Raw genomic sequence first — 22,412 nt, forward strand, 5'->3', positions numbered from 1 at the left:
GCTCTCAGTCACTGATAGCCGACAGCCGATAGCTGACAGCTTCGCGGAGCGACCATGTCCAGCATCATCCAGACTCAGGGCCTGACGAAGGTCTACGGCAGCAACGGGACGGCGGTCCACGCCCTGCGGGGCATCGACCTGACCGTGGCCAAGGGCGAGTTCGTGGCCCTCATAGGGCCCTCGGGCTCAGGCAAGTCCACGCTCATGGCTATCCTGGGCTGCCTGGACCTGCCCACGGAGGGCACCTACACGCTGGACGGCCGCCAGGTCCAGGGCCTCTCCGGCGGCGAGCTGGCGCGGATCCGCAACGAGAAGGTGGGCTTCGTCTTCCAGAGCTACAACCTGCTCCCCAAGGCCAGCATCGCGCGCAATGTGGAGCTGCCCATGCTCTACGCCGGCGTGGGCCGGAAGGAGCGTCGCGAGCGGGCCATGGCCCTGCTCGAGAAGGTGGGCATCGCCGACAAGGCCGACAAGCTTCCAGGCACACTCTCCGGCGGCCAGCGCCAGCGCGTGGCCGTGGCCCGCGCCCTGGCGAACGAGCCGGCACTTCTCCTGGCGGACGAGCCCACCGGCGCCCTGGACTCCAGGACCGGCGCCGAGGTGCTGGACCTCTTCCGCGAGCTGCACCGCCAGGGCAACACCCTCCTCCTGGTCACCCACGACCCCTCCATCGCCGCCCAGGCGGAGCGACGGGTCGAAATCAAGGATGGCCTCGTGGCCACTGCCGAAGGGGCAGCCTAGATGCGCACCTCCGGCGCCTTCCGCGAACGGCTGCTCGGGGCCTGGGTGGAGATCCGGGAGAACCTGGGCCGCTCGGTGCTCCAGGCCCTGGGCGTGCTCCTGGGGGTGGCCTCCGTCCTCGGCGGCTTCTCCATCTCGGACAGCCAGCGCAAGCGGGCCGACGAGATGTTCGTGAAGATGGGCGGCCTGGACAAACTCAACGTCCAGCCCAAGGCCGCCGTGCGCGACGGCCGACCCACGGCCCTGCAGCAGGCCAACCTGGGCCTGCGCGACGAGGACGCCGCGGGCGGAGAAGGATTGAAGGCGGACGCCATCCACGGCGTGAGCCGCCAGAAATTCGCCAGGGCCCGGGTGGTGTCCGCCTATGGTGACCAGGATCGCCAGATCAGCGGCATCGGCGGGGACTTCATCCCAGCCAACGGCTACGAGGTAGTGCGCGGACGGGCCTTCTCCACCAGCGAGACGGACTCCGGCGCCCCTGTGGTGATCCTCGGCACGGAGGCCGCCCAGGTCTTCTTCCCCAAGGGCGACGCCCTGGGGCAGACGCTGCGCATCGGGACCGTCCCCGTCACCGTCATCGGCCTCTTCGAGGAGCGGGTCTTCCGCTTCCGCGAGGGCCAGCGCAACCAGTTCTGGTGGCGCAACCGCATCATCGCCGTGCCCGCCAGCCTGGTGCAGCGCCGCATGAACGGCGACGCCTACCGGCGCCTGGACCGGGTCACCTTCCGCATCCCTGATCTGGGCGCCATGGGCGGCTTCGCCAAGCAGCTCTCCGACCTCCTCAAGGCCAACCACCGGCTCCAGGAGGACTTCCGGCTGGACGACGTGGCGGCCCGCATCCGCCGGCGCAACAGCCAGGGCGACGTCTACGACATCATCTTCCTGCTCTCTGGGGTGCTGGCCCTGGTGGGCGGCGGCATCGTGAACGTGAACATCCAGATGGCCGGCCTCAAGGAGCGGGTCCGGGAGGTGGGCGTGAAGATGGCCATCGGTGCCTCGGGCCGGGAGATCTTCAAGGGTTTCATGACCGAAGCTCTGCTGCTCACGGCCCTGGGCAGCCTGGCGGGCTTGGCGCTGGGCGTGGGCTTCTCCTGGACCATCACGAAGAGCCTGGGCATCCCCCTCTACATGACCCCCGCCAGCTTCCTCTGGGCCTACGGACTGGCCGCGGCCTTCGGCTTCCTCTTCGCCCTCTATCCAGCCTGGAAGGCCTCCCGGCTGTCTCCGATGGAGGCCCTGCGCTATGAGTGACGAGACCTTCCTCCTCCGCTCCCCGGGCCCTTCCCTGCTGGATGGCGAAGCCCCCGCGCCGCGGGCCAGAACGCGTGGCTTCAGCCCCGGCATGCTCTGGGAGGTGGTCCGCACAGGGCTGGTGGAGTTGTGGGCCCACAAGGTGCGCAGCCTCCTCACCCTCACCCTGCTCATGCTGGGCGTCTTCGCCCTGGTGGTGATGACCTCGGTGCTCGACGGCGTCATGGACAAGATCAGCACCGGCTTCGCGGGCATGAGCTGGGACGGCACGGTCCGCATCGCCCCCAAGACCGCGGAGACGGCCGAGGAACGCAGCCGCTTCCTCATGAGCCCCGGCCTCCGCTTCGAGGACCTGTCACGCCTCACCTCCCCCCACCCCAAAGTTCTGGCCTTCCTGCCCCGGTCCCAGCGCACCTCCTCGGTCCGCATCACCGGAGACACCGAGCGCGTCTTCGTCACTGGCGTCACGCCGGACTACGCCGTCTGGATGAACCGACCCATCGGTCTGGGCCGCAACCTCACCGAGGACGACCAGCGGCGGCGCTCCACCGTGGCGGTCGTGGGAGCCACCCTGGCCTCCAAGCTCTTCGGCGGGGCCGATCCCGTGGGCCGCGACCTGGTGGTGGAGGGCGTCCCCTTCCGCATCGTGGGCGTCCAAGCGCCGGGCCAGATCTTCAACGAAGAGAACTACACGGACGCCAACGGCATCCTCATCCCCCTGGAAGCCTACATGGACCGCATGGACCCGGCCCACAAGCTGGCCCAGGTCACCGTGAAGCTGCGCCGGGCCGAGGATGCGGGCGAGGTGTCGGCCATGCTGCTCAGCCGGGTCCGGCAGGCCCACCACGGCATCGAGGACGCCGAGATCGTGGACCTGGACGCCGAGGCGGCCAAGGCCTACCAGAACTTCCTGGAACAGATGCACGGCTGGACGGTGGTGCTGCTCAGCCTGGCCGGAACCGTGCTCCTGGTGGGAGGTGTGGGAGTGCTTTCGGTCATGCTCATCAGCTTCAGCGACCGCCGCTTCGAGATCGGCCTGCGCAAGGCCCTGGGCGCCTCGGACCACGAGATCTTCATCCAGTTCCTCCTGGAGGCCGTGGTGCTCGCTGCCCTCGGCGCCCTGATCGGCACGGTGTCCGGCGGCCTGCTCTGCCAGGCCCTCTCCGCCAGCTTCCCCTACGGCCTGGTGGTGAACCCCGTCGGCCTCATCACCGCGTGGATCGTCGCCCTGGCGCTGGCCCTGGTCTTCGGGCTCTACCCCGCCTTCCGGGCCATGCGCCTCAGTCCCATGGAGGCCATGCGCTGAAAGGGGCGGTAGGATCGCCTCATGGCCGATCCCATCCAAGTCACCGTCACCGTCCGCATCCCCGGCGACGCCATCCGCTTCAAGGCCGTGCGGGCCGGGGGCGCCGGTGGCCAGAACGTGAACAAGGTCTCCTCCAAGGTGGAGCTGCGCATTGACCTCGGCGCCATCGAGGGTCTGCCAGAGGATGCGCTGATCCGCCTGCGGATCGCGCAGCGCAATCGACTCGACGCCGAGGGCCTGTGGATCGTCGTCAGCGATCGCACCCGCGACCAGCTCAAGAACCTGGAGGACGCCCGGGAAAAGGCCGCTTCGGCCGTCCGCGCCGCCCTGGTGCGGCCCGTGGCCCGCCATGCCACGCGACCCACGCGCGCCTCGAAGGAGCGCCGCCTTGAGACCAAGAAGCGGGCCTCGGCCCTCAAGCGGCGGCGGAGCGGACCCCTGGAGTAACCTGGAAGCCTTCCGGGAGATGACATGTCCGCGCCCCAGACCTACGCGACCCACCGCCGCTTCGATCCCTTGTACCACTTCGTCCTGCTGCCCTTCTTCTTCGTCACGGTCATCGCCACCTTCACCACCTTCGTCCGGCGACCTGCTCTGGCCACCTTCTGGATCGCGCTCCTGGCGCTGGCGGTGACCTTTCTCGCCCTGAAGGTCCGCGGCTATGCCCTCCGGGTGCAGGACCGCCTCATCCGCCTTGAGGAGCAGCTGCGCCTCGCCCGCCTCCTGTCCGAGGACCTGAAGGCCCGCATTCCCGAACTGAGCGTCAGACAGCTCGTGGGCCTCCGCTTCGCATCCGACGCGGAAGTGGCCGATCGCGTGCGGGAAGTCCTCCAGGAAAACCTCGACGGCGAGGCCATCAAGAAGCGGATCCAGACCTGGCGGGCTGACGAATACAGAGTCTGAGCCAACCTCGGCGTGCACAGGGCGCCGGGAGCCTACAGGAACTTAGGAGAGCCTAGACGACCGCGCCTTCCTGCTGCCCCTTCAGGAGTTCGCGGCGCATGGCCTCGGCGATGAGGGCTGCGGTGTCCGATCCGGCCTCATCGCCGGAAACGAGGCGGGCCTGCTGGACCCGCTGGGCGATGGCGATGCAGGCCTCGACGGTCACCTTCTCGACCACCTTGGCGGGTGCTTTGGCGTGCGTGTTTCCGGGCGGCATGGTTCCTCCGGATTTTTTGGGGTTGTTTGAACCGAAGATAACACGCACACAAAAACAATCAATGCATCTATTTTCCTATTTCAGGTCCAACCTACGATCTATTGGGAGGCCGGAACCAGGCTCACCGGTGGCCGGGAATCCGCGCAGGGGTGTTCCCGGACCCTTCAGTGGTCGCCGTAGTCCTTCTCGCCGGCCCGGACTGCCAGGCGGAGCTCGTTCCGCTTCGGCGGCAGTGGGCAGGTGGCGAAGTGGGAGAAGGCGCAGGGCGGGTTGTAGGCCCGGTTGAAGTCCAGCACCACCTTCCCGTCCTTCGGCATGGCAGCGGTCAGGAAGCGCCCGGCCGGGTAGGTCGCCTTCCCGCTGGTGGAATCGCGAAAGATGATGAACAACTCCGGGTGGGCCGGGTCTTCGATGACGGGCTCCAGGGTGAAGGTCCGGCCTTTGACCTTGAAACGCAGTAGCCCCGGCGCTGTCATGGGCTCGGAGGTGCCCAGCACCGTGGGAATGGCCCGCGTCTGCGGCGTGGCGTAGGGCAGGAAGTCCGCCTCGATGCGCCAGGCGGCGTCGACCGGAAACCGTGCCACGCCGTGGAAGGCCTTGCGCGCGGGAGCCTCCGGGTCCTTCATCCGGATCCCGAAGCGGTCCCCCCGGCGGATGACGTAGAAAGTGATGCGCCCGGCCCGCAGCAGATCCGGCTTGCCGTCCACATCCGCCTTCAGCGAGGCTGCAGCCACGACCTGCCCGTTGACCAGGATCCCGCTGCCCGCCGCGAGGCGGACCCGTACCTGGCCGCCTTCGAGCACGAATGTGCCCGCCTGGGCGGGGGCGGTCCCCTCCGGCAGCAGCACCACCGATCCCGGCGCCGAACCCAAGGTGTTCTCGCCGGGATTGAGCCAGTCGAGGCCCACCAGCGTCAGCCAGCCGTCTTCCGCCGCCAGCCGGGCCGTGCGTTCCGCATGCCAGGCATCCACTGCCTTCACGTAGGTCTCCGGCGGCGGAGCCGCGCCCAGCATGAGGAAGAGGGTGGCGAGGACCAGTGCGCGGCGCATGGGACCATCGTACCAGTGACGGGGTAGGATGGTGGGCGCCCCATCCCACCGGAGTTCCCATGCGTCTGCTCGCCGCCGCCCTCCTGTCGCTCGTGCTTCCCGCCCACGGGGGCGAGGTACCCCGCCGCCCGGTGCACACCTATTCCATCGTGGCGCGGGATGCGGTCACGGGAGACCTGGGCGTGGCCGTCCAGAGCCACTGGTTCTCCGTCGGGTCGTCCGTGCCCTGGGCGGAGGCCGGCGTCGGGGCGGTGGCGACGCAGAGCTTCACCGACCCCACCTACGGCGCCCTGGGCCTGGCCCTCATGAAGGCCGGCAAGCCCGCGCCGGAGGCCCTGAAGGCCCTGCTGGCGGCGGATCCGGACCGCGAGGTGCGCCAGGTGGCCATGGTGGATGCCCAGGGTCGTGTCGCCGCGCACACGGGTTCCAAGTGCATCCAGGCCGCAGGCCACGAGGTGGGGGAGGGCTTCACCGTGGAGGCGAACCTCATGGACAAGGCCACGGTCTGGCCGGCCATGGCCAAGGCCTTCCGCGCCGCCCAGGGCGACCTCGCGGACCGGCTCCTGGCGGCCCTCCGCGCGGCCCAGGCCGAAGGCGGCGACATCCGCGGCCAGCAGAGCGCCGCCATCCTCATCGTGAAGGGCAAGCCCTCGGGCCAGCCCTGGAACGACCGCCTCTTCGACTTGCGCGTGGAGGACAACCCGGATCCCCTGAAGGAGCTGGGCCGTCTCATCCAGCTGCGCCGGGCCTACCGGCTCATGGACGAAGGCGACGGCTTCGTCACCGCCGCCAAATGGCCCGAGGCCAAGGCGGCCTACGCGGCCGCGGCCAAGCTCGCGCCCGGCATCTGGGAGATGCCCTTCTGGCAGGCGGTGGCCCTGGCCTCCAGCGGCAAGCGCGAGGAGGCCCTCCCCATCTTCAAGCAGGTCTTCGCCGCTGAGCCCTTCTGGAAGCGCCTCGTGCCCCGCCTCGCCGAGGTGGACCAGCTGCCCAAGGACCCGGCCCTGCTGAAGGCCATTGAAGCTCAATAGGCCCTTGAAGAAGAAGGCCCCCAAGAAGGGCCCGAAAAGAAAGCAAGCACGCGAAGGACCTCCCTCCGTGTGCTTGTCACTCCTTCGTGCCCTTCGTGGAGGTCCTTTATCCGTTGGCCTGGGGGTGGGCTGGCTTCGGCGCCCGCAGCATCCGCACGCCGTAGAGGACGGCTCCTACCAGGATGAAGCTGTCAGCCACGTTGAAGGTCCAGTAGTGCCACGTGCCGAAGATGAAGTCGAGAAAATCGACCACGGCACCCCTCACCAGCCGGTCGACGCCGTTGCCCAGGGCGCCGCCGAGGATGAAGCCCAGGGCCACGCGATCCCAGGTGGGTGTCGCCTCCGTCAGGAAGTGCTTGCCGAAATAGACCAGGGCCGCCACGCCCGCAAGGCCGAACACCGCGAACCGGGCCGTTTCCGGCATCCAGGTCAGGCTGCCGAAGATGGCGCCGCGGTTGAAATTAAGCGTCAGGTAGAAGAACCCCTTGATGACCGGCAGGGACTCGCCTTCCTTCAGAAGGCCTAAGATCCAGGCTTTGGAGCCCAGGTCCGCGGCGAGAATCGAAGCGGGAAGCAGCAGCCAGAGCAGGCGGCGCATCAGGCCCCCACCACGGTGGCGCAGCGCACGCAGAGGGCCGAGTCCTCCCCCTTGCCATGACCGCCCTTGCGGTTCCAGCAGCGGGGGCACTTCTCGCCGTCATTGGCGGTGACCGTGACGAGCGGAGTGGCGGCGCCCGCAGCTGCGACCCGGGTGAGGGAAGACACGACGAGGAGGTCGTCGAGCGGCTCGCCGAGACTCTCCAGGAGGTCCCAGTCCGCCTGGCTGCCCAGGGTGATCGCCACCGCGGCGTCCAGGCTCGTGCCGACGGTCTTCGCGGCACGGTGGGGCTCCATGGCGGCCTGCACGGCCTCCCGCACCGACCAGAGCTTCTCCCACGTGGGGTCAGCGGTGCTGCCGTCGGCCTCCGGGAATCGCTGCTCGTGCACACTGCCTTCGCACCCGGGGATCTGCTCCCAGGCTTCGTCGGCGGTGTAGCTCATGACCGGAGCCAGCAAGCTGCTGAGCCCCTTGGCCAGTGCCCAGCAGGCTTGGCGACAGCTCCGACGCCGTGGGGAATCCAGCGCGTCGCAGTACAGGCGGTCCTTGATGATCTCGAAGTAGCGGCCTGACAGCTCCAGCTGGCAGAACCCCAGCAGTGCCTGCGTGGCGCGGTGGAACTCGAAGCGGGTGTAGGCGTCGCGAACCTCCCGGGCCATCCGTCCGAAGGCGGCCAGCACCCAGCGGTCCAAAGGAGCCAGTTCCGCGTCCGGCACCGCGTCCCGGGCCGGGTCGAAGTCCGCCAGCGCCCCCAGGAGGAAGCGCAGGGTGTTGCGGGTCTTCCGATAGGCGTCGGCGCTACGGTCGAGGATCTCCTTGGAGATGCGGATGTCCTCGCTGTAGTCGCTGCTGGCGGCCCACCAGCGGAGGATGTCGGCGCCCAGGGTCTTGAGGATCTCCTCGGGCGTGATGACGTTGCCCAGGCTCTTGGACATCTTCTGGCCCTTGCCATCCAGCACGAAGCCGTGGGTGACTACCTGCTTGTAGGGCTTGGTGCCCGTGGCCGCCAGGTTGAACAGCAGGGAGCTGTGGAACCAGCCCCGGTGCTGGTCCGAGCCCTCAAGGTAGATGAAGTCGCCGTAGTCCCCGCGATTCAGCTCGGGATGCGATTCGCACACCACGGAAGCGCTGACGCCGGAATCGATCCAGACATCCAGGATGTCCGTTTCTTTCTGGAACGTTGTGGATCCGCACTTGCACGTGCTTCCTGCAGGCACGAGCCCTTCCACGGGTAGGTTGGCCCAGGCCTCGATCCCGCCCTGCTCGATGGCGGCCGCGGCGGTCTCGAAGATGCTGTCAGCCACCAGCGGCTCGCCGCAGGCCTCGCAGCGCAGCACGGTGATGGGCGTGCCCCAGGCGCGCTGCCGGCTGATGCACCAGTCGGGGCGACCGGAGATCATGGCGTAGATCCGGTTCTGGCCCTGGGCGGGCACCCACTGGGTCTGTTCCACGCCTTCGAGCCCCAGTTCCCGCAGGCTGCGGCCCTTCCCGTTGAGCTCGGAATCCATGGTGATGAACCACTGCTCGGTGGCGCGGAAGAGGATGGGCGTCCTGGTTCGCCAGCAGTGGGGGTAGCTGTGGGTCAGCGTCTCCTCGTGGATCAGCGCCCCGATGCGGCGGAGCTTCTCCACCACCAGAGGGTTGCAGTCGAAGATGTTCTTCCCCTCCAGCTCGGGATCATTCACGGCCGGCAGGAACTTGCCATCGGGACCCACGAGCTGGAGCAGGCCCAGGTGGTGGGCCAGGTTGAAGTCGTCCACGCCGTGATCCGGGGCCGTGTGCACCAGACCCGTGCCCGTGTCGGCGGTGACGTGGTCGCCCAGCAGGACGGGGCTGTCGCGGTCGATCCAGGGATGGCGCGCCACCAGGGTCTGGAATTCCTTCCCCTTGCGGATCTCCACCGTGTGCAGCGGCATCCCGAGCTTCTTGGCGAAGTCGTCCCGAAGGGTCACCGCCACGATGTAATGGCGACCGTCCGCACGGACCACGGCGTACTCCAGGTCCGGGTGCATGGCCACCGCCAGGTTGCTGGGCAGGGTCCAGGGCGTGGTGGTCCAGATGGGCAGGAACAGCGGGGTGGGCAGTTCCATGTGCTTTGCCGCCGCGTCCGTCACCGGGAAGGCGACAGTGATGGCGGGGCTGGTCTTGTCCGCGTACTCGACCTCGGCCTCGGCCAGCGCGGTGCGAGCACCGTAGCTCCAATGGACCACTTTGAGCTTGCGGGTGACGGAGCCGCTCTCGAAGAGCTTGGCCAAGTGGCGCACGGTCTCCGCCTCGTAGCGGGGATCCATGGTCACGTAGGGCTGCTCCCACGCACCCAGCACGCCCAGGCGCTGGAAGGCCGTGCGCTGGGTGTCGATCCACTTCTGGGCGTAGGCGCGGCACTTCTGCAGGAACTCGGCGCGGCTCAGTTCACGGCGCTTGGGACCCAGGTCCTTCTCCACCGCGTGCTCGATAGGCAGGCCGTGGCAATCCCAGCCGGGCACGTAGGGCGACTCGTAGCCCTCCATCCACCGGGACTTCACCACCACGTCCTTGAGGATCTTGTTCAGGGCGTGGCCCATGTGGATGGCGCCGTTGGCGTAGGGCGGACCGTCGTGGAGGATCTCGCGCCCTCTGCCCTTCCCGGCCGCGTTGTCGGCCTTGCGCTTGGCCTCGATGCGGGCGTACAGGCCCTCGGCCTTCCAGCGCTCCAGGCGCTTCGGCTCGCGCTGCGGCAGGTCAGCCTTCATCGGAAAATCGGTCTTGGGAAGGAAGACTGAATACTTTTTTACCGGAGCCTGCTCGCTCATCGGCGCCCTCGTGCGTCGGAGGGGCGCACCCGAGCGCCCCTGAGGTTGAACCTCCAGTTCACCACGGGAAGCCCTGCGATCACAAGGAAAAGGGCCCGGAAACCGGGCCCTCGGGAATGGCTAGGGGGGATCCGTCAGAGCTGGCTGGTGCAGTGCTTGCAGCGGGTGGCCTTGAGGGGCACCTGCTCCAGGCAGGCCGGGCATTCCTTGGTGGTGGGGACAGCTGGTGCCTCCTCCTTCTTCATGAACCTGCCCAGGAACTTGACCAGGACGAGGAAGACCACCAGGGCGATGATCAGGAAGTTGATGGTGGCGCCGAGCACCGATCCGATGCGGAACTTGCCGAGGATCCACTCCTCCCATTTGATGTTGGCGGGCAGCACATAGCTCACCAGGGGCATGACCAACCCGTCCACGAAGGCGGTGACGATCTTGCCGAAGGCACCGCCCACAACCACGGCGATGGCCAGGTCGACCACGTTCCCCTTCATGATGAAGGCCTTGAATTCGTCTTTCAGGGACATCTCGTTCCTCCAAGACAAAAAGGGGCGGGGACCGCAAGGCCCCCGCCCTTCAATAGGCTACTTCTTAGGGGCGGACTCCACGGTTTCCGTGGTGATCTGGCGAACCTCGGCCTTGGCGTCCTTCACCTTCACGTCGATCTCGACGCGGCGGTTCTTGGCCTGGCCTTCCTTGGTCTTGTTGTCGGCGATGGGCTTGTCGGGGCCCACGCCCACGGTGGTGACCTTGGCGGCGGGGATGCCGGAATCCACCAGCACCTTGGCCACGGCGTCGGCCCGGCGCTTGGCCAGGGCCTTGTTCACGGCCTTGCTGCCCGTAGAGGAGGTGTGGCCGCTGACTTCCAGACTGTATTCGCCCGGATAGGCCTTCAGTCCGTCGGCCACCTTGCGGATGGCGGCGGTGGCGTCAGGCCCCAGATCGGCCTTGCCGTTGGCGAAGTGCAGCACGGCCTCGTCGAGGACGATCTTGGCCGGCGGAGGCGGCACGGGCTTGGCCACTTCCTTGGGCGGCTCGGGGGCCGGGGGAGGAGGCGGCGGCGGAGCCACGGGTTCAGGCTTCGGCTCGGGCTTCGGTTCGGGCGCCGGCGGCGGGGGGGGCGGAGGCGGCATGGGAGCGGCCTTCTTGCCGCCGCCCCAGGTGTAGCCAAGGCCCAAGGTCGCCAGGTACTCGGTGCGGGACTCGGGCAGCTCCACGCGGACCGCCTTGGCGCTGATATCCATCATGAAGTGCTCGGCCAGCTTGCCCATCACGCCGAGGCCGCCGTGGTAGTTGAAGCGGGTCGTGGCCTCGCCCTTGCCGGAGTAGGGAGACTCGACGTTGGTTCCGCCGATGCCCAGGGCCGCGTAGGGATACCAGTTCTCCGCGCCGGGGCGGAAGTTGAAGAGGCCCGAAGCCAGCAGGTGGGTCTGCTTGGCAGAGCCGATGCCGAGGGGATTGGGATCGAGCTGCAGATCGTTCTGGAGGGCCCGCAGGTCGAGGCCCCACCGGTTGGTGTACCAGTGGCCCACGCCAAGCCCGTAGTGCATCTTGTCCTTGAGGCTGGCGTCATTCTCGAAGATCGTCTGGCCCAGGTGACCCATGACCCAGGCCTGACCCTCTTGGGCCGACAGGGTGATTGCCGACCCGGCCAGCAAGAAAAGGAGCGCTTTTTTCATGCTACCTCCGCAATTGGTGATTCGCATCACGCCATAAACCTAGTCTCGAAGTTTCTCTTACATCAACAAAAAAAGAATCTAGATCCTTTTTTACAGACGTTTTGAGTGCCATTGATGTATCACGCCACGATATGAAATAACCGTTTCCATTCATTCTCCTCAAGCGAATCGGTCGGCCAAATATGCCCTGAAATTTAAGCAGGCGGGCCGCATCGACCACCTTTGTCACCCTGGGGTAGGCCCCAGGGTGAAGACCGGCGTGGCGGCGGTACCGCTCATGCTTGCCCTCAGCTCGTTCTGCATCCTCTCGGTATCGCCCATGGCGATACGCGAGACCTCCCGCCCAAGCGGAAGGGTGTTCCCTGCCTCGTTTTCTCGGTATCGCCCATGGCGATACGCGAGACCTCCCGCCCAAGCGGAAGGGTGTCCCCTGCCTCGTTTTCTCGGTATCGCCCATGGCGATACGCGAGACCTCCCGCCCAAGCGGATGGGTGTTCCCTGCCTCGTTTTCTCGGTATCGCCCATGGCGATACGCGAGACCTCCCGTTCAAGCCTCGGGCGACACGGTTACCAGAGAGGCCCCCGTTTCCACGGTGGCGCCCTCCTGCACATGCACGGTCGCGACGGTCCCGCTCGTGCTGGCCTTCAGCTCGTTCTGCATCTTCATCGCTTCCATGACGAGGAGGGTCTGGCCTTCCTGGACGAGATCGCCCGGGTTCACGAGAAGCTTCACGATCTTGCCGGGCATCGGGGCCACCAGCAGGCCACCGGCGGCCCCTGCGCCGCCGCCGCCGGACAGGAGGGCCCGGCGGGGGTCCACCAGGGCGAACTCGTAGGCCCCGTCGTAGAGCATGGCCCGGTAGGCGTGGGTGTCCGGATCGGGCGACTTGGCCTGGTCCAGCCGGACCTCCACGGAGCGTCCTTCCAGGATGATCGAGTAGCAGCCCGGCTCGAGCTCGATGATGTCGATGGGGTGGCTCTGGCCTTCCCAGACCAGCGTGGTGGCGCCGTCCTGGTGGACGAGCTCGACCTCATGGGATTCCTTGCCGAGGATCAGGGTTCGTTTCATGGGTGGCCTCCTCGGCTACAGGCGGTTGAACCGGCCCCAGTGCTTCCAGGCATCCGGGCGTCCTTCGCCGCAGGCCGCGGGCTGGGCGGCGCGGCGCTGTTCCGTCTCGAGCTCATGGATGAGAGCCGCCGCCACGGCGAACTTCAGGTCGGGCCCCTGCCCCTTCCGCTTCCAGAAGGGCTTGTCGAGCATCCCCGTGTGCAGAGCGCCCTGCCGGAAGGGCTCGTGCTCCATGAGGGTCTCGTGGAAGGCGATGTTGTGCCGGATGCCACCGATGCGGTACTCCCCCAGGGCCGCCCGCATGCGCTCGATGGCCTCCAGGCGCGTGGGCCCCCAGGTGCTCAGCTTGCTGATCATGGGGTCGTAGAACATGGGCACCTCGGCACCCTCGTACACGCCCCCGTCGTCCCGCACGTTGCGCCCGCTGGGCGTGCGCAGGAAGGTGATCTTCCCGGGGCTGGGCATGAAGTTCTTGTCGGGGTCTTCGGCGTAGACGCGGCACTCGATGGCCCAGCCGTTGAGGGGGATCTCCTCCTGGGTCATGGGCAGCTTCTCGCCCCGGGCCACGAGGATCTGCCACTTCACCAGGTCGAGCCCCGTGATCCATTCGGTGACCGGGTGCTCCACCTGCAGGCGGGTGTTCATCTCCAGGAAGTAGAAGTTGCGGTCGGCATCCGCCAGGAACTCCACGGTGCCGGCGCCCACGTAGTTCACAGCCCGGGCCACCTTCAGGGCCGCCTCGCCCATGGCCTTCCTCATCTCCGGGGTCACATGGGGACTCGGCGCCTCCTCGATGACCTTCTGATGGCGTCGCTGGACGGAGCACTCCCGCTCATGCAGGTAGACATGATTGCCATGCTTGTCGGAAAAGACCTGGATCTCGATGTGGCGCGGCTGGACGATGGCCTTCTCCACGTAGACCGAGTCGTCGCCGAAGCTGGAAAGGGCCTCGCCCCGGGCCCGGGCCAGGGAGCTGGCGAACTCCTCGGGCTTGTGGACCAGGCGCATGCCCTTGCCGCCGCCGCCCATGGCGGCTTTGAGCATCACCGGGAAGCCGATCTTCTGCGCGGCGACGAGCAGCTCCTCGTCCGCCATGGTCTCCTGGATGCCCGGCACCACGGGGCAGCCCGCGGCGATGGCCACCTCGCGGGCGGCGGTCTTGGACCCCATGCTCACGATGCACTCGGGACGGGGGCCGATGAAGGTGATACCGGCGGCCTCGAAAGCCCGGGCAGCCTCGGCGTTCTCGGAGAGGAATCCGTAGCCCGGGTGCACCGCGTCGGCGCCGCTGCGCTTGCAGACATCCAGGATCTTCTCCAGCACCAGGTAGCTCTCCCGGGCCGCGGCGGGGCCGATGAAGTAGGCCTCGTCCGCCATGCGCACGTGCAGGGCGCCACGATCGGCTTCGGAGTACACGGCCACCGTGGGAATGCCCATCTCCCGGCAGGTGCGGATCACTCTCACGGCGATTTCCCCGCGGTTCGCAATCAGGATCTTGGTCACGGGCATCGGCTCAACCTCGCTTGTTGGAATCGAATCGCAGGCCTGCGCGGGGACCTGACCCCGATCGCTCCGCTCCCTTTCCCTCGCTCCGCTCGATCGCGGAGGGGTCATCGTCCCCTCTGATGGCAATGAGGATCTTTGTCACGGGCATGGATGGGCCTCGTCTTCGGGCATGATGGTGGGCGATGCGATTCTTCAGACTAGCAAACCCGCTGCTTGCCATCACGCTCGGACTCCTGACAGTCCGGTGCGGACGCAAGGGTGATCCCATCCCCAGGCCCCGGGCCGCGGCCCAAACCATGGAAGCGCGGCTGGAGGGGCTCCGGAAGATCCGGCTGGTGCTGCCTTCCACCGACGTGAACGGCGTTCCACTGGCAGGGGTTGAGTCCCTGCGGGTGCTCTACCTGCCCCTCGGCCTGACCAAGCCCACCGCTGATGAGGTCTTCAGCCGGGGCGAGGTGGTGCTGGAGCGCCGGCGCCCGGACCTGCCGGGGCCTGGCGAAGCGCTGGCCCTGGACCTGAAATCCCTCCACCGCCCCCCCGGGTGGATCGTGGTCGTGGCCGTACGGCTGGGCGAGGTCGCCGGACGGCCCAGCGAGGTGCTTCCCTGGATGGATCCTGCCCTCTGAGGTGGGGCCGGGTCAGGGCTATTGAACTGTTCCCCGACCCTCGATCTGGAAGTTCCACCACTGCACCACGGCCCGGGCCAAGGCATCCTTGGACAGGGGGCCGATGGGAGCCTGGGGACCCTGGGCGGTGACGGGGGTCAGGGTATTGGTCTGGTCCCCGAAGGCCCGCCCTCCCTGGACATCGTTCACCAGCACGCCATCCAGCTGCTTCTTCTGCAGTTTGGCTGCGGCATGGGCGAGGTGGTTCTCGCTTTCCGCGGCGAACCCGAGGATCCACTGGCCGGGCCGACGGGCGGCCGACAGGGTGGCCAGAATGTCCGGCGTGCGGACCAGGACCAGGTTTTCAGGCCCCTCCCCCTTCTTCACCTTTTCGGGCGCGAAGGTCTCCGGCCGCTGATCGGCCACCGCCGCGGCCCCCACCAGGCCATCCGCCCCGGACCACCGGGCCTGGCAAGCGGCCAGCATCTCCTGCGCGCTGCGGACCCGGGCCGTCTCCACCCCCCAAGGCGCCGGCAGATCCCCGCCCAGCACCAGCTGGACCTGCGCGCCCGCATCGCGGAAGGCCCTGGCCAGCTCGATCCCCATGGCGCCGGTGCTGCGGTTGGTCAGGGTTCGCACCGGATCCAGATCTTCGCGGGTCGGCCCGGCAGTGATGAGGACTCTCTTCCCGTTCAGGCTGCGGAGCTTGGCGGCGCCATGCATCAGGATGGCTTCCGCGATGGCGTCCACCTGGGCGAGCTTGCCCGATCCCTCCTCGCCGCAGGCCAGAAGGCCATCGTCCGGGTCCACCACCGCGTGGCCGAAGGAGCGCAGGCGGGAGAGGTTGGCCTGGACGGCGGGGTGGGACCACATGCCCGTGTTCATGGCCGGAGCCCAGAGGACGGGGGCCCTCGTAGCCAGCAGCACCGTGCTGAGCAGGTCCGAGGCCAGTCCGTTGGCGGCCTTCCCGATGAGGTCGGCGGTGGCCGGCACCACGGCCATGATGTCCGCCCAGCGGGCCAGCTCGATGTGCTCGATGCTCGGATTGGCGCGCCACTCGCCCTGGTCCGGATTCGCCCCGTAGCAGGGCTCCCCTGTGAGGCTGCTGAGGGTCAGCGGCGTGATGAACCGGGCCCCGGCCTCGGTGAGGATGCAGCGGACCCGATGGCCCTGGTTGGTCAGCAACCGCGCCAGATCAGCTGACTTGTAGGCGGCGATGCCGCCCGGGATGCCGAGGATGATCTGCATCGGGGCTCCTGGAACGCTCCATGCTACTCCACGCTCGTTGATCCATGGCGCCACAGGTGTTATGCTTCCTGGTTCGGAGTGGCCCATGACCCAGCGCACCATCGTCCGTGTCCCGGAAGAAATCGCCAACAAGTACCGCTTTGTCGTCGTGGCCGGCAAGCGTTGCGATCAGCTCCAGCGAGGCGCCTTCCCCAAGGTCGAGGTGGTCGTGCCCGTGAACAAGCACGGTCAGGCCCAGGACGCTCCCAAGCTCGCGTCGTTCTGGGGCCAGGTGGCCATGGCCGAGGTCGAAGAGAACCGCATCGCCTTCGAGGAGCCCGAGATCATCACCATCGAGGACACCACGGTGGTTCCCATCTCCGGCGAATAGCCACCAGAGCTCGCGATCAAGCCCCCGGGTCCTCTGGGGGCTTGATCATGTACCCTCGCGATTTCCACATTCGATGAAATAAGTCTTGCCAGATCCTGACCGCGGATCGCATGATTCAACATTCGTTGAATTGGATCCCCATGCCCCATGCCCCTCGCCCCCGCGGACCCAAACCCATTCGAATGGACCCGGACCGGATCCTGGATGCGGCCCAGGAAGTCTTCGCCCGGGACGGCCTGCGGGCGGCCAGCCTGCGGGCCATCGCCAAGCAGGCCGGCTGCGACCCGGCCCTGATCTACTACCACTTCGACAGCAAGGAGGCCATGTTCACCGCCCTGCTGGCCCGTCGCTTCCCCCCCATCCTCCAGGAGCTCGAGGTGGTGGCAGAGCCCGGGGATCCGCGCTCCACCGCCCTCAGGCTCTGGGAGGTCGTCCGGATCTACCACCGGCACCTCAAGGCCGATCCGGCGATCCGCTCCCTCATCCGGGGAGAGATCGTGCGTGGCGCCGAGGGGCTCTCGAGCCTCATCGAGGTGCGGATCCGCCCCATCGTGATGGCCATCCGAAGCATCCTCGACCAGGGCATCTCGCGAGGGGACCTGCGAGCGGACCTCCATACCCTGCTGGGCACCTTCTTTCTCGCGAGGATGCACCTCGAGATCCTCGACCTGCTGCCCACCGTGCTCCCCCGTCTCATGGGCCTGCCCCATGACCAGGCCGTGGAGACCGGGCTGCACGTCTGGTTCGACCTGTATTGGCGGGGCATCGCCCGGGACCCGCTCGCCCCCTTGCCGCCCCTGCCGGAACTCGCGGCAGATCCCATCGCCACCAAGGAGACCCATCCATGAGACCGACAGACCGGCATCTTCCCATCGCCATGATGGTTCTCCTCGGCGGAGCGGCCTTCCTGGCCACCGGCTGCGGGAATCATCAGGAGAGCCGCCTCAAGCTCTCGGGAAACATCGAAGTCATCCAGGTGGAGGCCAGCTTTCGGGTGGCCGGGAAAGTGATCGAGCGTCCCGTGGACGAGGGCCAGGTGGTGCAGGCCGGCCAGCTGCTGGCCCGGCTCGACGCCCGGGACCTGGAGCAGCAGGTGGCCATGCGCCGGGCGGATGCGGCCACGGCCAAGGCGGCCCTGGACGCCATGCTGGCCGGATCCCGCAAGGAGGAGATCGCCTCGTCCAAGGCCGCCCTGGAGCAGGCCCAGGCGGACCTCAAGAGGCTGGAGCCCGACGAGGCGCGCATCCGCGACCTCCAGCAGAAGGGCATCCTCTCGGTGCGCGACTACGAGGCCAGCCGGGCCGCCCTTGAGGCCGCCCGGGGCAAGGTCCAGCAGGCCGATCAGCAGTACACCCTCGTGCGGAAGGGCCCCCGGAAGGAAGACATCGACCAGGCCCGCGCCCGCTACGACCAGGCCCAGCAGGCCCTGGCTCTGGCCCAGACCCAGTTGGGCTACGCCACCCTCACGGCTCCCAGCGCGGGGGTGATCCTCTCCAAGAACATCGAACCCATGGAATACGTCTCACCAGGTACCGCCGTGGTGACCATGGCGGACCTGGGGCAGGTCTGGCTGCGCGCCTACGTGGAAGAGACCGACCTGGGCCGCGTGAAGGTGGGCCAGAAGGCGTTCGTCACGTCCGACTCCTTCCCCGGGAAGCGCTACGAGGGCCGGGTGGCCTTCATCGCCTCCGAAGCCGAGTTCACGCCCAAGACCGTCCAGACCCGCAAGGAGCGCACGAAACTGGTCTACCGCATCAAGATCGACATCCCCAACCCGGCGATGGAGCTCAAGCCCGGCATGCCCGTGGACGCCGAGATCGCCCTGGACGGCCGGTGATGGAGACCGTCCGGACCCAGGCGCTCACGCGCCGATTCGGGGACCTCGTGGCCCTCGACCAGCTGAGCCTGGCCGTGGAGGAAGGGGAGATCTTCGGGCTCGTCGGACCGGACGGCGCGGGCAAGACGACCACCATGCGCCTGCTGACCGGCATCCTCGAGCCTAGCTCAGGCGAGGCGTGGGTGGATGGACTGCACGCGGTCCGGGATGCGGAGGCGATCAAGGACCGCATCGGATACATGGCCCAGCGCTTCGGCCTGTACCCGGACCTCACGGTGCAGGAGAACATCGACTTCTACGCCGATCTCTATGAAGTCCCCAAGGCGGGCCGGAGCGAGCGCCTCGAGCGGCTCCTGGCCTTCAGCAACCTCACCCCCTTCCGGCGCCGCCTGGCAGGCAACCTCTCCGGGGGCATGAAGCAGAAGCTCGGGCTCGCCTGCGCCCTCATCCACACGCCCAGGGTGCTCTTCCTGGACGAGCCGACGAACGGAGTCGACCCGGTCTCCCGCCGGGACTTCTGGCGAATCCTCTACCAGCTCCAGCAGGAGCGCGTGACGATCTTCGTCTCCACGGCCTACCTGGACGAAGCGGAGCGCTGCAACCGCATCGGCCTGCTCCACCAGGGCCGGCTCATGGCCTGCGACACCGTGGACGGCGTGAAAAGCCTCCTGAAAGGCTCGCTCCTCGAGGTCCGCTGCGAGTCGCCCCGGCGGGCCGCGGCACTCCTGCGCGCCGGGAAGATCGGAAGTGTGGCTCTCTTCGGAGACCGCATCCATGTCCTGGCCGAAGATGCGGATCGCGGACGTGCCGCCGTGGAGGCGCTCCTGGGCGCGGAGGGGCTCGCCTGCCATGGCGTGGAGGTGATCGAGCCCACCCTCGAGGACATCTTCACTTCGGCTTTGCCCAGCGGTGCCGCATGAGCGCCGCGCAGGACACCTTCGCCGTCACGCTGCGCGACCTGGAGCGGCGCTTCGGAGACTTCGTGGCCGTCAACCGCGTCAGCCTCGACGTGCGCCGGGGGGAGATCTTCGGCTTCCTGGGGCCCAACGGTGCCGGCAAGTCCACCACCATCCGCATGCTCTGCGGGCTCCTGGAGCCCTCCGGCGGCCAGGGCACGGTGGCGGGTTTCGACATCCGGACCCAGCGCGAGGAGATCAAGCGCAGCATCGGCTACATGAGCCAGAAGTTCAGCCTGTACGACGACCTCACGGTGGAGGAGAACATCGACTTCTTCAGCGGCATCTACCGGGTGCCCGCGGAGAAGAAGGCCGAGCGGAAGGCGTGGGTTCTGGACATGGCCCACCTCCAGGACCACCGCCGTACCCGCACGGGCCTGCTGCCGGGCGGCTGGAAGCAGCGGCTGTCCCTGGGCTGCGCCCTCCTCCACGAGCCCCGGGTGCTCTTCCTGGACGAGCCCACCTCGGGGGTCGATCCCCTGAGCCGCCGCTCCTTCTGGGACCTCATCTACCAGATGGCCAGCGAGGGGGTCACGGTCTTCGTCACCACCCACTACATGGAGGAGGCCGAGTACTGCGACCGCCTCGCCCTTATCTACCGGGGCGAGCTCGTGGCCCTGGGGACGCCGGGCGAGATGAAGGGCGGCCTCATGGCCGACCAGGTGCTGCGCGTCGCCTGCGACCGCCCCCACGAAGCCCTGGGCGTGGCCGCGACGGTGGAAGGCGTCCGGGACGCGGCCCTGTTCGGGCGCGACATCCACCTCATGTCGGAAGATGCCGAGGCCCTCGCGCCCCGCCTCCGTCGGACCCTCGAGGAGGGGGGCTTCCAGGTGGGGGCCGTGGAGCGCATCACGCCCTCCCTGGAGGATGTCTTCGTCTCCCTCATCGAGGCCCGGGATCGCGCCGACGGCGCGCAGAAGGAGTTCAAGGCATGAGCGGCGCCCTCAACCTCCGCCGGCTCGGCGCCGTGGCGCGCAAGGAGTTCATCCACGTCCTCCGGGATCCGCGCGCCCTGGGCATCGCCATCGTGCTGCCCATGATCATGCTGATGATCTTCGGGTATGCCCTGACCACGGACCTGGACCGGGTTCCCCTGGCGATCTGGGACCAGAGCCGGACGCCCCAGAGCCGGGAGCTGGTGGCCCGCTTCGAGGGGTCACGCTACTTCTCCGTCATGGCGAGGCCGGGCTCCTACGGGGAAGTGGAAGACAGCCTCGCCCGGGGCCGGACGATGATGGCGGTGGTGCTCCCCGTCGAGTTCGGGCGCCGGGTCGCTTCCGGCCGGAAGGTCCAGGTCCAGGTGCTGACCGACGGCAGCGACGCCAACACCACGACCCTGGCCCTCTCCTATGCCGATGCCATCGTGCGGAACTACTCCCAGGAACTCCTGGTGGAGAAGGCCCGGCGACTCACGGGCCACCCCCCCGCCCTGCCCCTGGACCTCCGGTTCCGCGCGTGGTTCAACACGGACATGGAATCCCGGATCTTCATCGTGCCCGGGCTCATCGCCGTGATCATGATGCTCATCGCGGCGCTCCTCACCTCGCTCACGGTGGCGCGGGAATGGGAGACGGGCACGATGGAGCAGCTCATCTCTACGCCGCTCCGCGGGAGCGAGCTGATCCTGGGGAAGCTGGCGCCCTACTTCGCCATCGGCATGGTGGACATGCTTCTTTCTGTGCTGGCCGGTCGTTTCCTGTTCGACGTGCCCATCCGCGGCAGCCTACTCCTCTTGTTCGGCGTCTCCGCGGTCTACCTGGTGGGAGCGCTCTCCCTGGGCATCCTCATCAGCGCCAAGGCCAAATCCCAGCTCCTGGCCAGCCAGTTCGCCTTCGTGGCGACCTTCCTCCCGGCCTTCCTGCTCTCGGGTTTCATGTTCGACATCGCCAACATGCCCAAGGCCCTGCAGGTGGTGACCTACCTCATCCCCGCCCGCTATTTCGTGGCCTTCCTCCGGGGCCTCTACCTCAAAGGGACCGGGCTCGCGCAGCTGTGGCCCGAGTGCCTGCTGATGGTCGCTTTCGGCGCCCTGATGCTCCTCTCCGCCATCCGCAGCTTCAAGAAGCGCCTGGCCTAGGAATCGACCATGCTCGAACGCCTCCGTCACATGCTCGTCAAGGAGTTCATCCAGGTCCTCAGGAATCCGAGGATGCGGGCCGTTCTGTTCGTCATGCCCGTGGCCCAGATCATCATCATCGGCTATGCAGTGAACACGGACGTGCGCCACGTGCCCATGGCCGTCTACGACCTGGACCGCACGCCCGCCACCCGCGACCTCATCGCCCGCTTCGAGGGCTCGGGGTGCTTCGATGTCGTGCGGCGGATCACCTCGGAACCGGAGATCCAGCAGGTGCTGGATTCAGGCGAGGCGAAGGCCGTGCTTCGGCTCAACCGGGGCTTCGCGGAGACCCTGACTGGGGGCGGCAGTGCCAAGGCCCAGTTCCTCCTGGACGGCTCGGATTCCAACACGGCCAGCGTGGCGCTGAGCTACGCGTCCAGGGTCTCTGCCGACTTCAACCAATCGCTCCTGGAGCAGCGCTTCGCCCGCACAGCCGGCGTGCGCCTGGACGCCGAACCCGTGGCCCTGGCCTCCCGCGCCTGGTTCAATGCCAACCTGGACAGCCGCAACTACTTCGTGCCAGGCGTCCTGGCCATGCTCGTGGCCGTGCTCTCGATCATCCTCTCCAGCATGTCCATCGTGCGGGAGCGGGAGGTGGGCACCATGGAGCAGATCATGGTCACACCCATCGGACGGCTGGAGTTCATCCTGGGCAAGACCATCCCCTTCGCGGTCATCGGCTTCGCCGACGTCGCCCTCATCGCCCTCATCACCGTCTTCTGGTTCCGCGTTCCCATGCTCGGCTTCCCGCCGATCCTGTTCCTCGGCACGGGTCTGTACCTGTTGAGCACCCTCGGCGTGGGCCTCTTCATCTCCACCGTGAGTTCCACCCAACAGCAGGCCATGATGACGGCGTTCTTCTTCATGCTGCCCGCCTTCATGCTCTCGGGTTTCGTCTATCCCATCGCCAACATGCCCAGGGTGGTGCAGCTGCTCACCTACCTGAATCCCCTGCGGTACTACCTCGTGATCATCCGGGGCGTGTTCCTGAAGGGGCTGGGCCTGGAGGTGCTCTGGCCCCAGATGCTGGCCCTGACCGCCCTCGGAACCATCATGCTGCTGCTGGCCGCCGGACGCTTCAGGAAGACCATGGGCTGAG

At 67.6% G+C, this 22,412-nt stretch carries 23 protein-coding genes; 14 read left to right on the forward strand and 9 right to left on the reverse strand.

Going from position 1 to position 22,412, the window contains the following annotated elements:
• The first annotated feature begins 54 nt into the window (after window positions 1-54).
• Genes MLJ35_RS05995 through MLJ35_RS06015 form a run of 5 tightly spaced genes read left to right on the forward strand, consistent with a single transcriptional unit; the run spans window position 55 to window position 4,201 of the window.
• Window positions 55-741: an ABC transporter ATP-binding protein gene (locus MLJ35_RS05995; RefSeq protein ID WP_243383560.1), complete on the forward strand. Its 687-nt coding sequence runs from the start codon at window positions 55-57 to the stop codon at window positions 739-741.
• Window positions 742-1,992, forward strand: coding sequence for an ABC transporter permease (locus tag MLJ35_RS06000; RefSeq protein ID WP_243383561.1), 1,251 nt, complete (start codon window positions 742-744; stop codon window positions 1,990-1,992).
• The gene (locus MLJ35_RS06005; RefSeq protein WP_243383562.1) at window positions 1,985-3,298 is read left to right on the forward strand and encodes an ABC transporter permease; all 1,314 of its coding nucleotides are present in this window, start codon (window positions 1,985-1,987) and stop codon (window positions 3,296-3,298) included. Before MLJ35_RS06000 ends, MLJ35_RS06005 begins: the two co-directional genes overlap by 8 nt.
• A 21-nt stretch (window positions 3,299-3,319) precedes the next feature.
• Window positions 3,320-3,745 carry an alternative ribosome rescue aminoacyl-tRNA hydrolase ArfB gene (gene arfB / locus MLJ35_RS06010; RefSeq protein WP_243383563.1) on the forward strand — a complete coding sequence of 142 codons (426 nt, stop codon included), beginning with the start codon at window positions 3,320-3,322 and terminating at the stop codon, window positions 3,743-3,745.
• 24 nt (window positions 3,746-3,769) lie between these two features.
• Window positions 3,770-4,201, forward strand: a complete 432-nt coding sequence (locus MLJ35_RS06015; protein WP_243383564.1) for a DUF6526 family protein — start codon at window positions 3,770-3,772, stop codon at window positions 4,199-4,201.
• 52 nt (window positions 4,202-4,253) lie between these two features.
• Here the strand turns inward: MLJ35_RS06015 and MLJ35_RS06020 are convergent, their stop codons facing one another.
• Window positions 4,254-4,457, reverse strand: a complete 204-nt coding sequence (locus tag MLJ35_RS06020) for a hypothetical protein (protein WP_243383565.1) — start codon at window positions 4,455-4,457, stop codon at window positions 4,254-4,256.
• Between the two features lie 164 nt (window positions 4,458-4,621).
• Window positions 4,622-5,506, reverse strand: coding sequence for a DUF1684 domain-containing protein (locus tag MLJ35_RS06025; RefSeq protein ID WP_243383566.1), 885 nt, complete (start codon window positions 5,504-5,506; stop codon window positions 4,622-4,624).
• Window positions 5,507-5,565: 59 nt separating this feature from the next.
• Here MLJ35_RS06025 and MLJ35_RS06030 point away from each other — a divergent pair, with 59 nt between their 5' ends.
• The gene (locus MLJ35_RS06030; RefSeq protein ID WP_243383567.1) at window positions 5,566-6,537 is read left to right on the forward strand and encodes a DUF1028 domain-containing protein; all 972 of its coding nucleotides are present in this window, start codon (window positions 5,566-5,568) and stop codon (window positions 6,535-6,537) included.
• 106 nt (window positions 6,538-6,643) lie between these two features.
• Here the strand turns inward: MLJ35_RS06030 and lspA are convergent, their stop codons facing one another.
• From lspA to accC, 6 genes are all read right to left on the reverse strand, one after another.
• The gene (gene lspA / locus MLJ35_RS06035) at window positions 6,644-7,135 is read right to left on the reverse strand and encodes a signal peptidase II (protein WP_243321686.1); all 492 of its coding nucleotides are present in this window, start codon (window positions 7,133-7,135) and stop codon (window positions 6,644-6,646) included.
• Window positions 7,135-9,867, reverse strand: coding sequence for an isoleucine--tRNA ligase (gene ileS, locus MLJ35_RS06040; protein ID WP_243383568.1), 2,733 nt, complete (start codon window positions 9,865-9,867; stop codon window positions 7,135-7,137). Before ileS ends, lspA begins: the two co-directional genes overlap by 1 nt.
• 194 nt (window positions 9,868-10,061) lie before the next feature.
• Window positions 10,062-10,451 (reverse strand): large conductance mechanosensitive channel protein MscL, encoded by a 390-nt coding sequence (gene mscL, locus MLJ35_RS06045; protein WP_243383569.1) that lies wholly within the window; start codon window positions 10,449-10,451, stop codon window positions 10,062-10,064.
• Between the two features lie 57 nt (window positions 10,452-10,508).
• On the reverse strand, window positions 10,509-11,603 hold the full coding sequence (locus MLJ35_RS06050) for an OmpA family protein (RefSeq protein ID WP_243383570.1): 1,095 nt from the start codon (window positions 11,601-11,603) through the stop codon (window positions 10,509-10,511).
• Between the two features lie 547 nt (window positions 11,604-12,150).
• The gene (locus tag MLJ35_RS06055) at window positions 12,151-12,672 is read right to left on the reverse strand and encodes an acyl-CoA carboxylase biotin carboxyl carrier protein subunit (protein WP_243383571.1); all 522 of its coding nucleotides are present in this window, start codon (window positions 12,670-12,672) and stop codon (window positions 12,151-12,153) included.
• A 15-nt stretch (window positions 12,673-12,687) separates the two neighbouring features.
• Window positions 12,688-14,181, reverse strand: a complete 1,494-nt coding sequence (gene accC / locus MLJ35_RS06060; protein ID WP_275976392.1) for an acetyl-CoA carboxylase biotin carboxylase subunit — start codon at window positions 14,179-14,181, stop codon at window positions 12,688-12,690.
• Between the two features lie 293 nt (window positions 14,182-14,474).
• Here accC and MLJ35_RS06065 point away from each other — a divergent pair, with 293 nt between their 5' ends.
• On the forward strand, window positions 14,475-14,804 hold the full coding sequence (locus tag MLJ35_RS06065) for a hypothetical protein (protein WP_243383572.1): 330 nt from the start codon (window positions 14,475-14,477) through the stop codon (window positions 14,802-14,804).
• 18 nt (window positions 14,805-14,822) lie between these two features.
• Here the strand turns inward: MLJ35_RS06065 and coaBC are convergent, their stop codons facing one another.
• Entirely contained in the window at window positions 14,823-16,031 is a 1,209-nt protein-coding gene (gene coaBC, locus MLJ35_RS06070) for a bifunctional phosphopantothenoylcysteine decarboxylase/phosphopantothenate--cysteine ligase CoaBC (RefSeq protein ID WP_243383573.1), read from the reverse strand.
• 85 nt (window positions 16,032-16,116) lie between these two features.
• Between coaBC and MLJ35_RS06075 the strand changes: the two genes are divergently transcribed.
• The 7 genes from MLJ35_RS06075 to MLJ35_RS06105 all read left to right on the forward strand — a co-directional run bounded on the left by MLJ35_RS06075 (window position 16,117) and on the right by MLJ35_RS06105 (window position 22,411).
• Window positions 16,117-16,401: a DNA-directed RNA polymerase subunit omega gene (locus MLJ35_RS06075; protein ID WP_243315126.1), complete on the forward strand. Its 285-nt coding sequence runs from the start codon at window positions 16,117-16,119 to the stop codon at window positions 16,399-16,401.
• A 140-nt stretch (window positions 16,402-16,541) separates the two neighbouring features.
• Window positions 16,542-17,249, forward strand: a complete 708-nt coding sequence (locus MLJ35_RS06080; protein WP_243383574.1) for a TetR/AcrR family transcriptional regulator — start codon at window positions 16,542-16,544, stop codon at window positions 17,247-17,249.
• On the forward strand, window positions 17,246-18,238 hold the full coding sequence (locus MLJ35_RS06085) for an HlyD family secretion protein (protein ID WP_243383575.1): 993 nt from the start codon (window positions 17,246-17,248) through the stop codon (window positions 18,236-18,238). Before MLJ35_RS06080 ends, MLJ35_RS06085 begins: the two co-directional genes overlap by 4 nt.
• Window positions 18,238-19,158, forward strand: coding sequence for an ABC transporter ATP-binding protein (locus MLJ35_RS06090; protein ID WP_243383843.1), 921 nt, complete (start codon window positions 18,238-18,240; stop codon window positions 19,156-19,158). Before MLJ35_RS06085 ends, MLJ35_RS06090 begins: the two co-directional genes overlap by 1 nt.
• Entirely contained in the window at window positions 19,155-20,129 is a 975-nt protein-coding gene (locus MLJ35_RS06095) for an ABC transporter ATP-binding protein (RefSeq protein WP_243383576.1), read from the forward strand. Before MLJ35_RS06090 ends, MLJ35_RS06095 begins: the two co-directional genes overlap by 4 nt.
• Window positions 20,126-21,271: an ABC transporter permease gene (locus tag MLJ35_RS06100; protein ID WP_243383577.1), complete on the forward strand. Its 1,146-nt coding sequence runs from the start codon at window positions 20,126-20,128 to the stop codon at window positions 21,269-21,271. Before MLJ35_RS06095 ends, MLJ35_RS06100 begins: the two co-directional genes overlap by 4 nt.
• A gap of 9 nt (window positions 21,272-21,280) precedes the next feature.
• Complete coding sequence (locus tag MLJ35_RS06105) at window positions 21,281-22,411, forward strand: ABC transporter permease (RefSeq protein ID WP_243383578.1); 1,131 nt, start codon at window positions 21,281-21,283, stop codon at window positions 22,409-22,411.
• The last annotated feature ends 1 nt before the right edge of the window (window position 22,412 follow it).

It is taken from the genome of Geothrix alkalitolerans (assembly GCF_022808885.1).
Lineage (GTDB): Bacteria > Acidobacteriota > Holophagae > Holophagales > Holophagaceae > Geothrix > Geothrix alkalitolerans.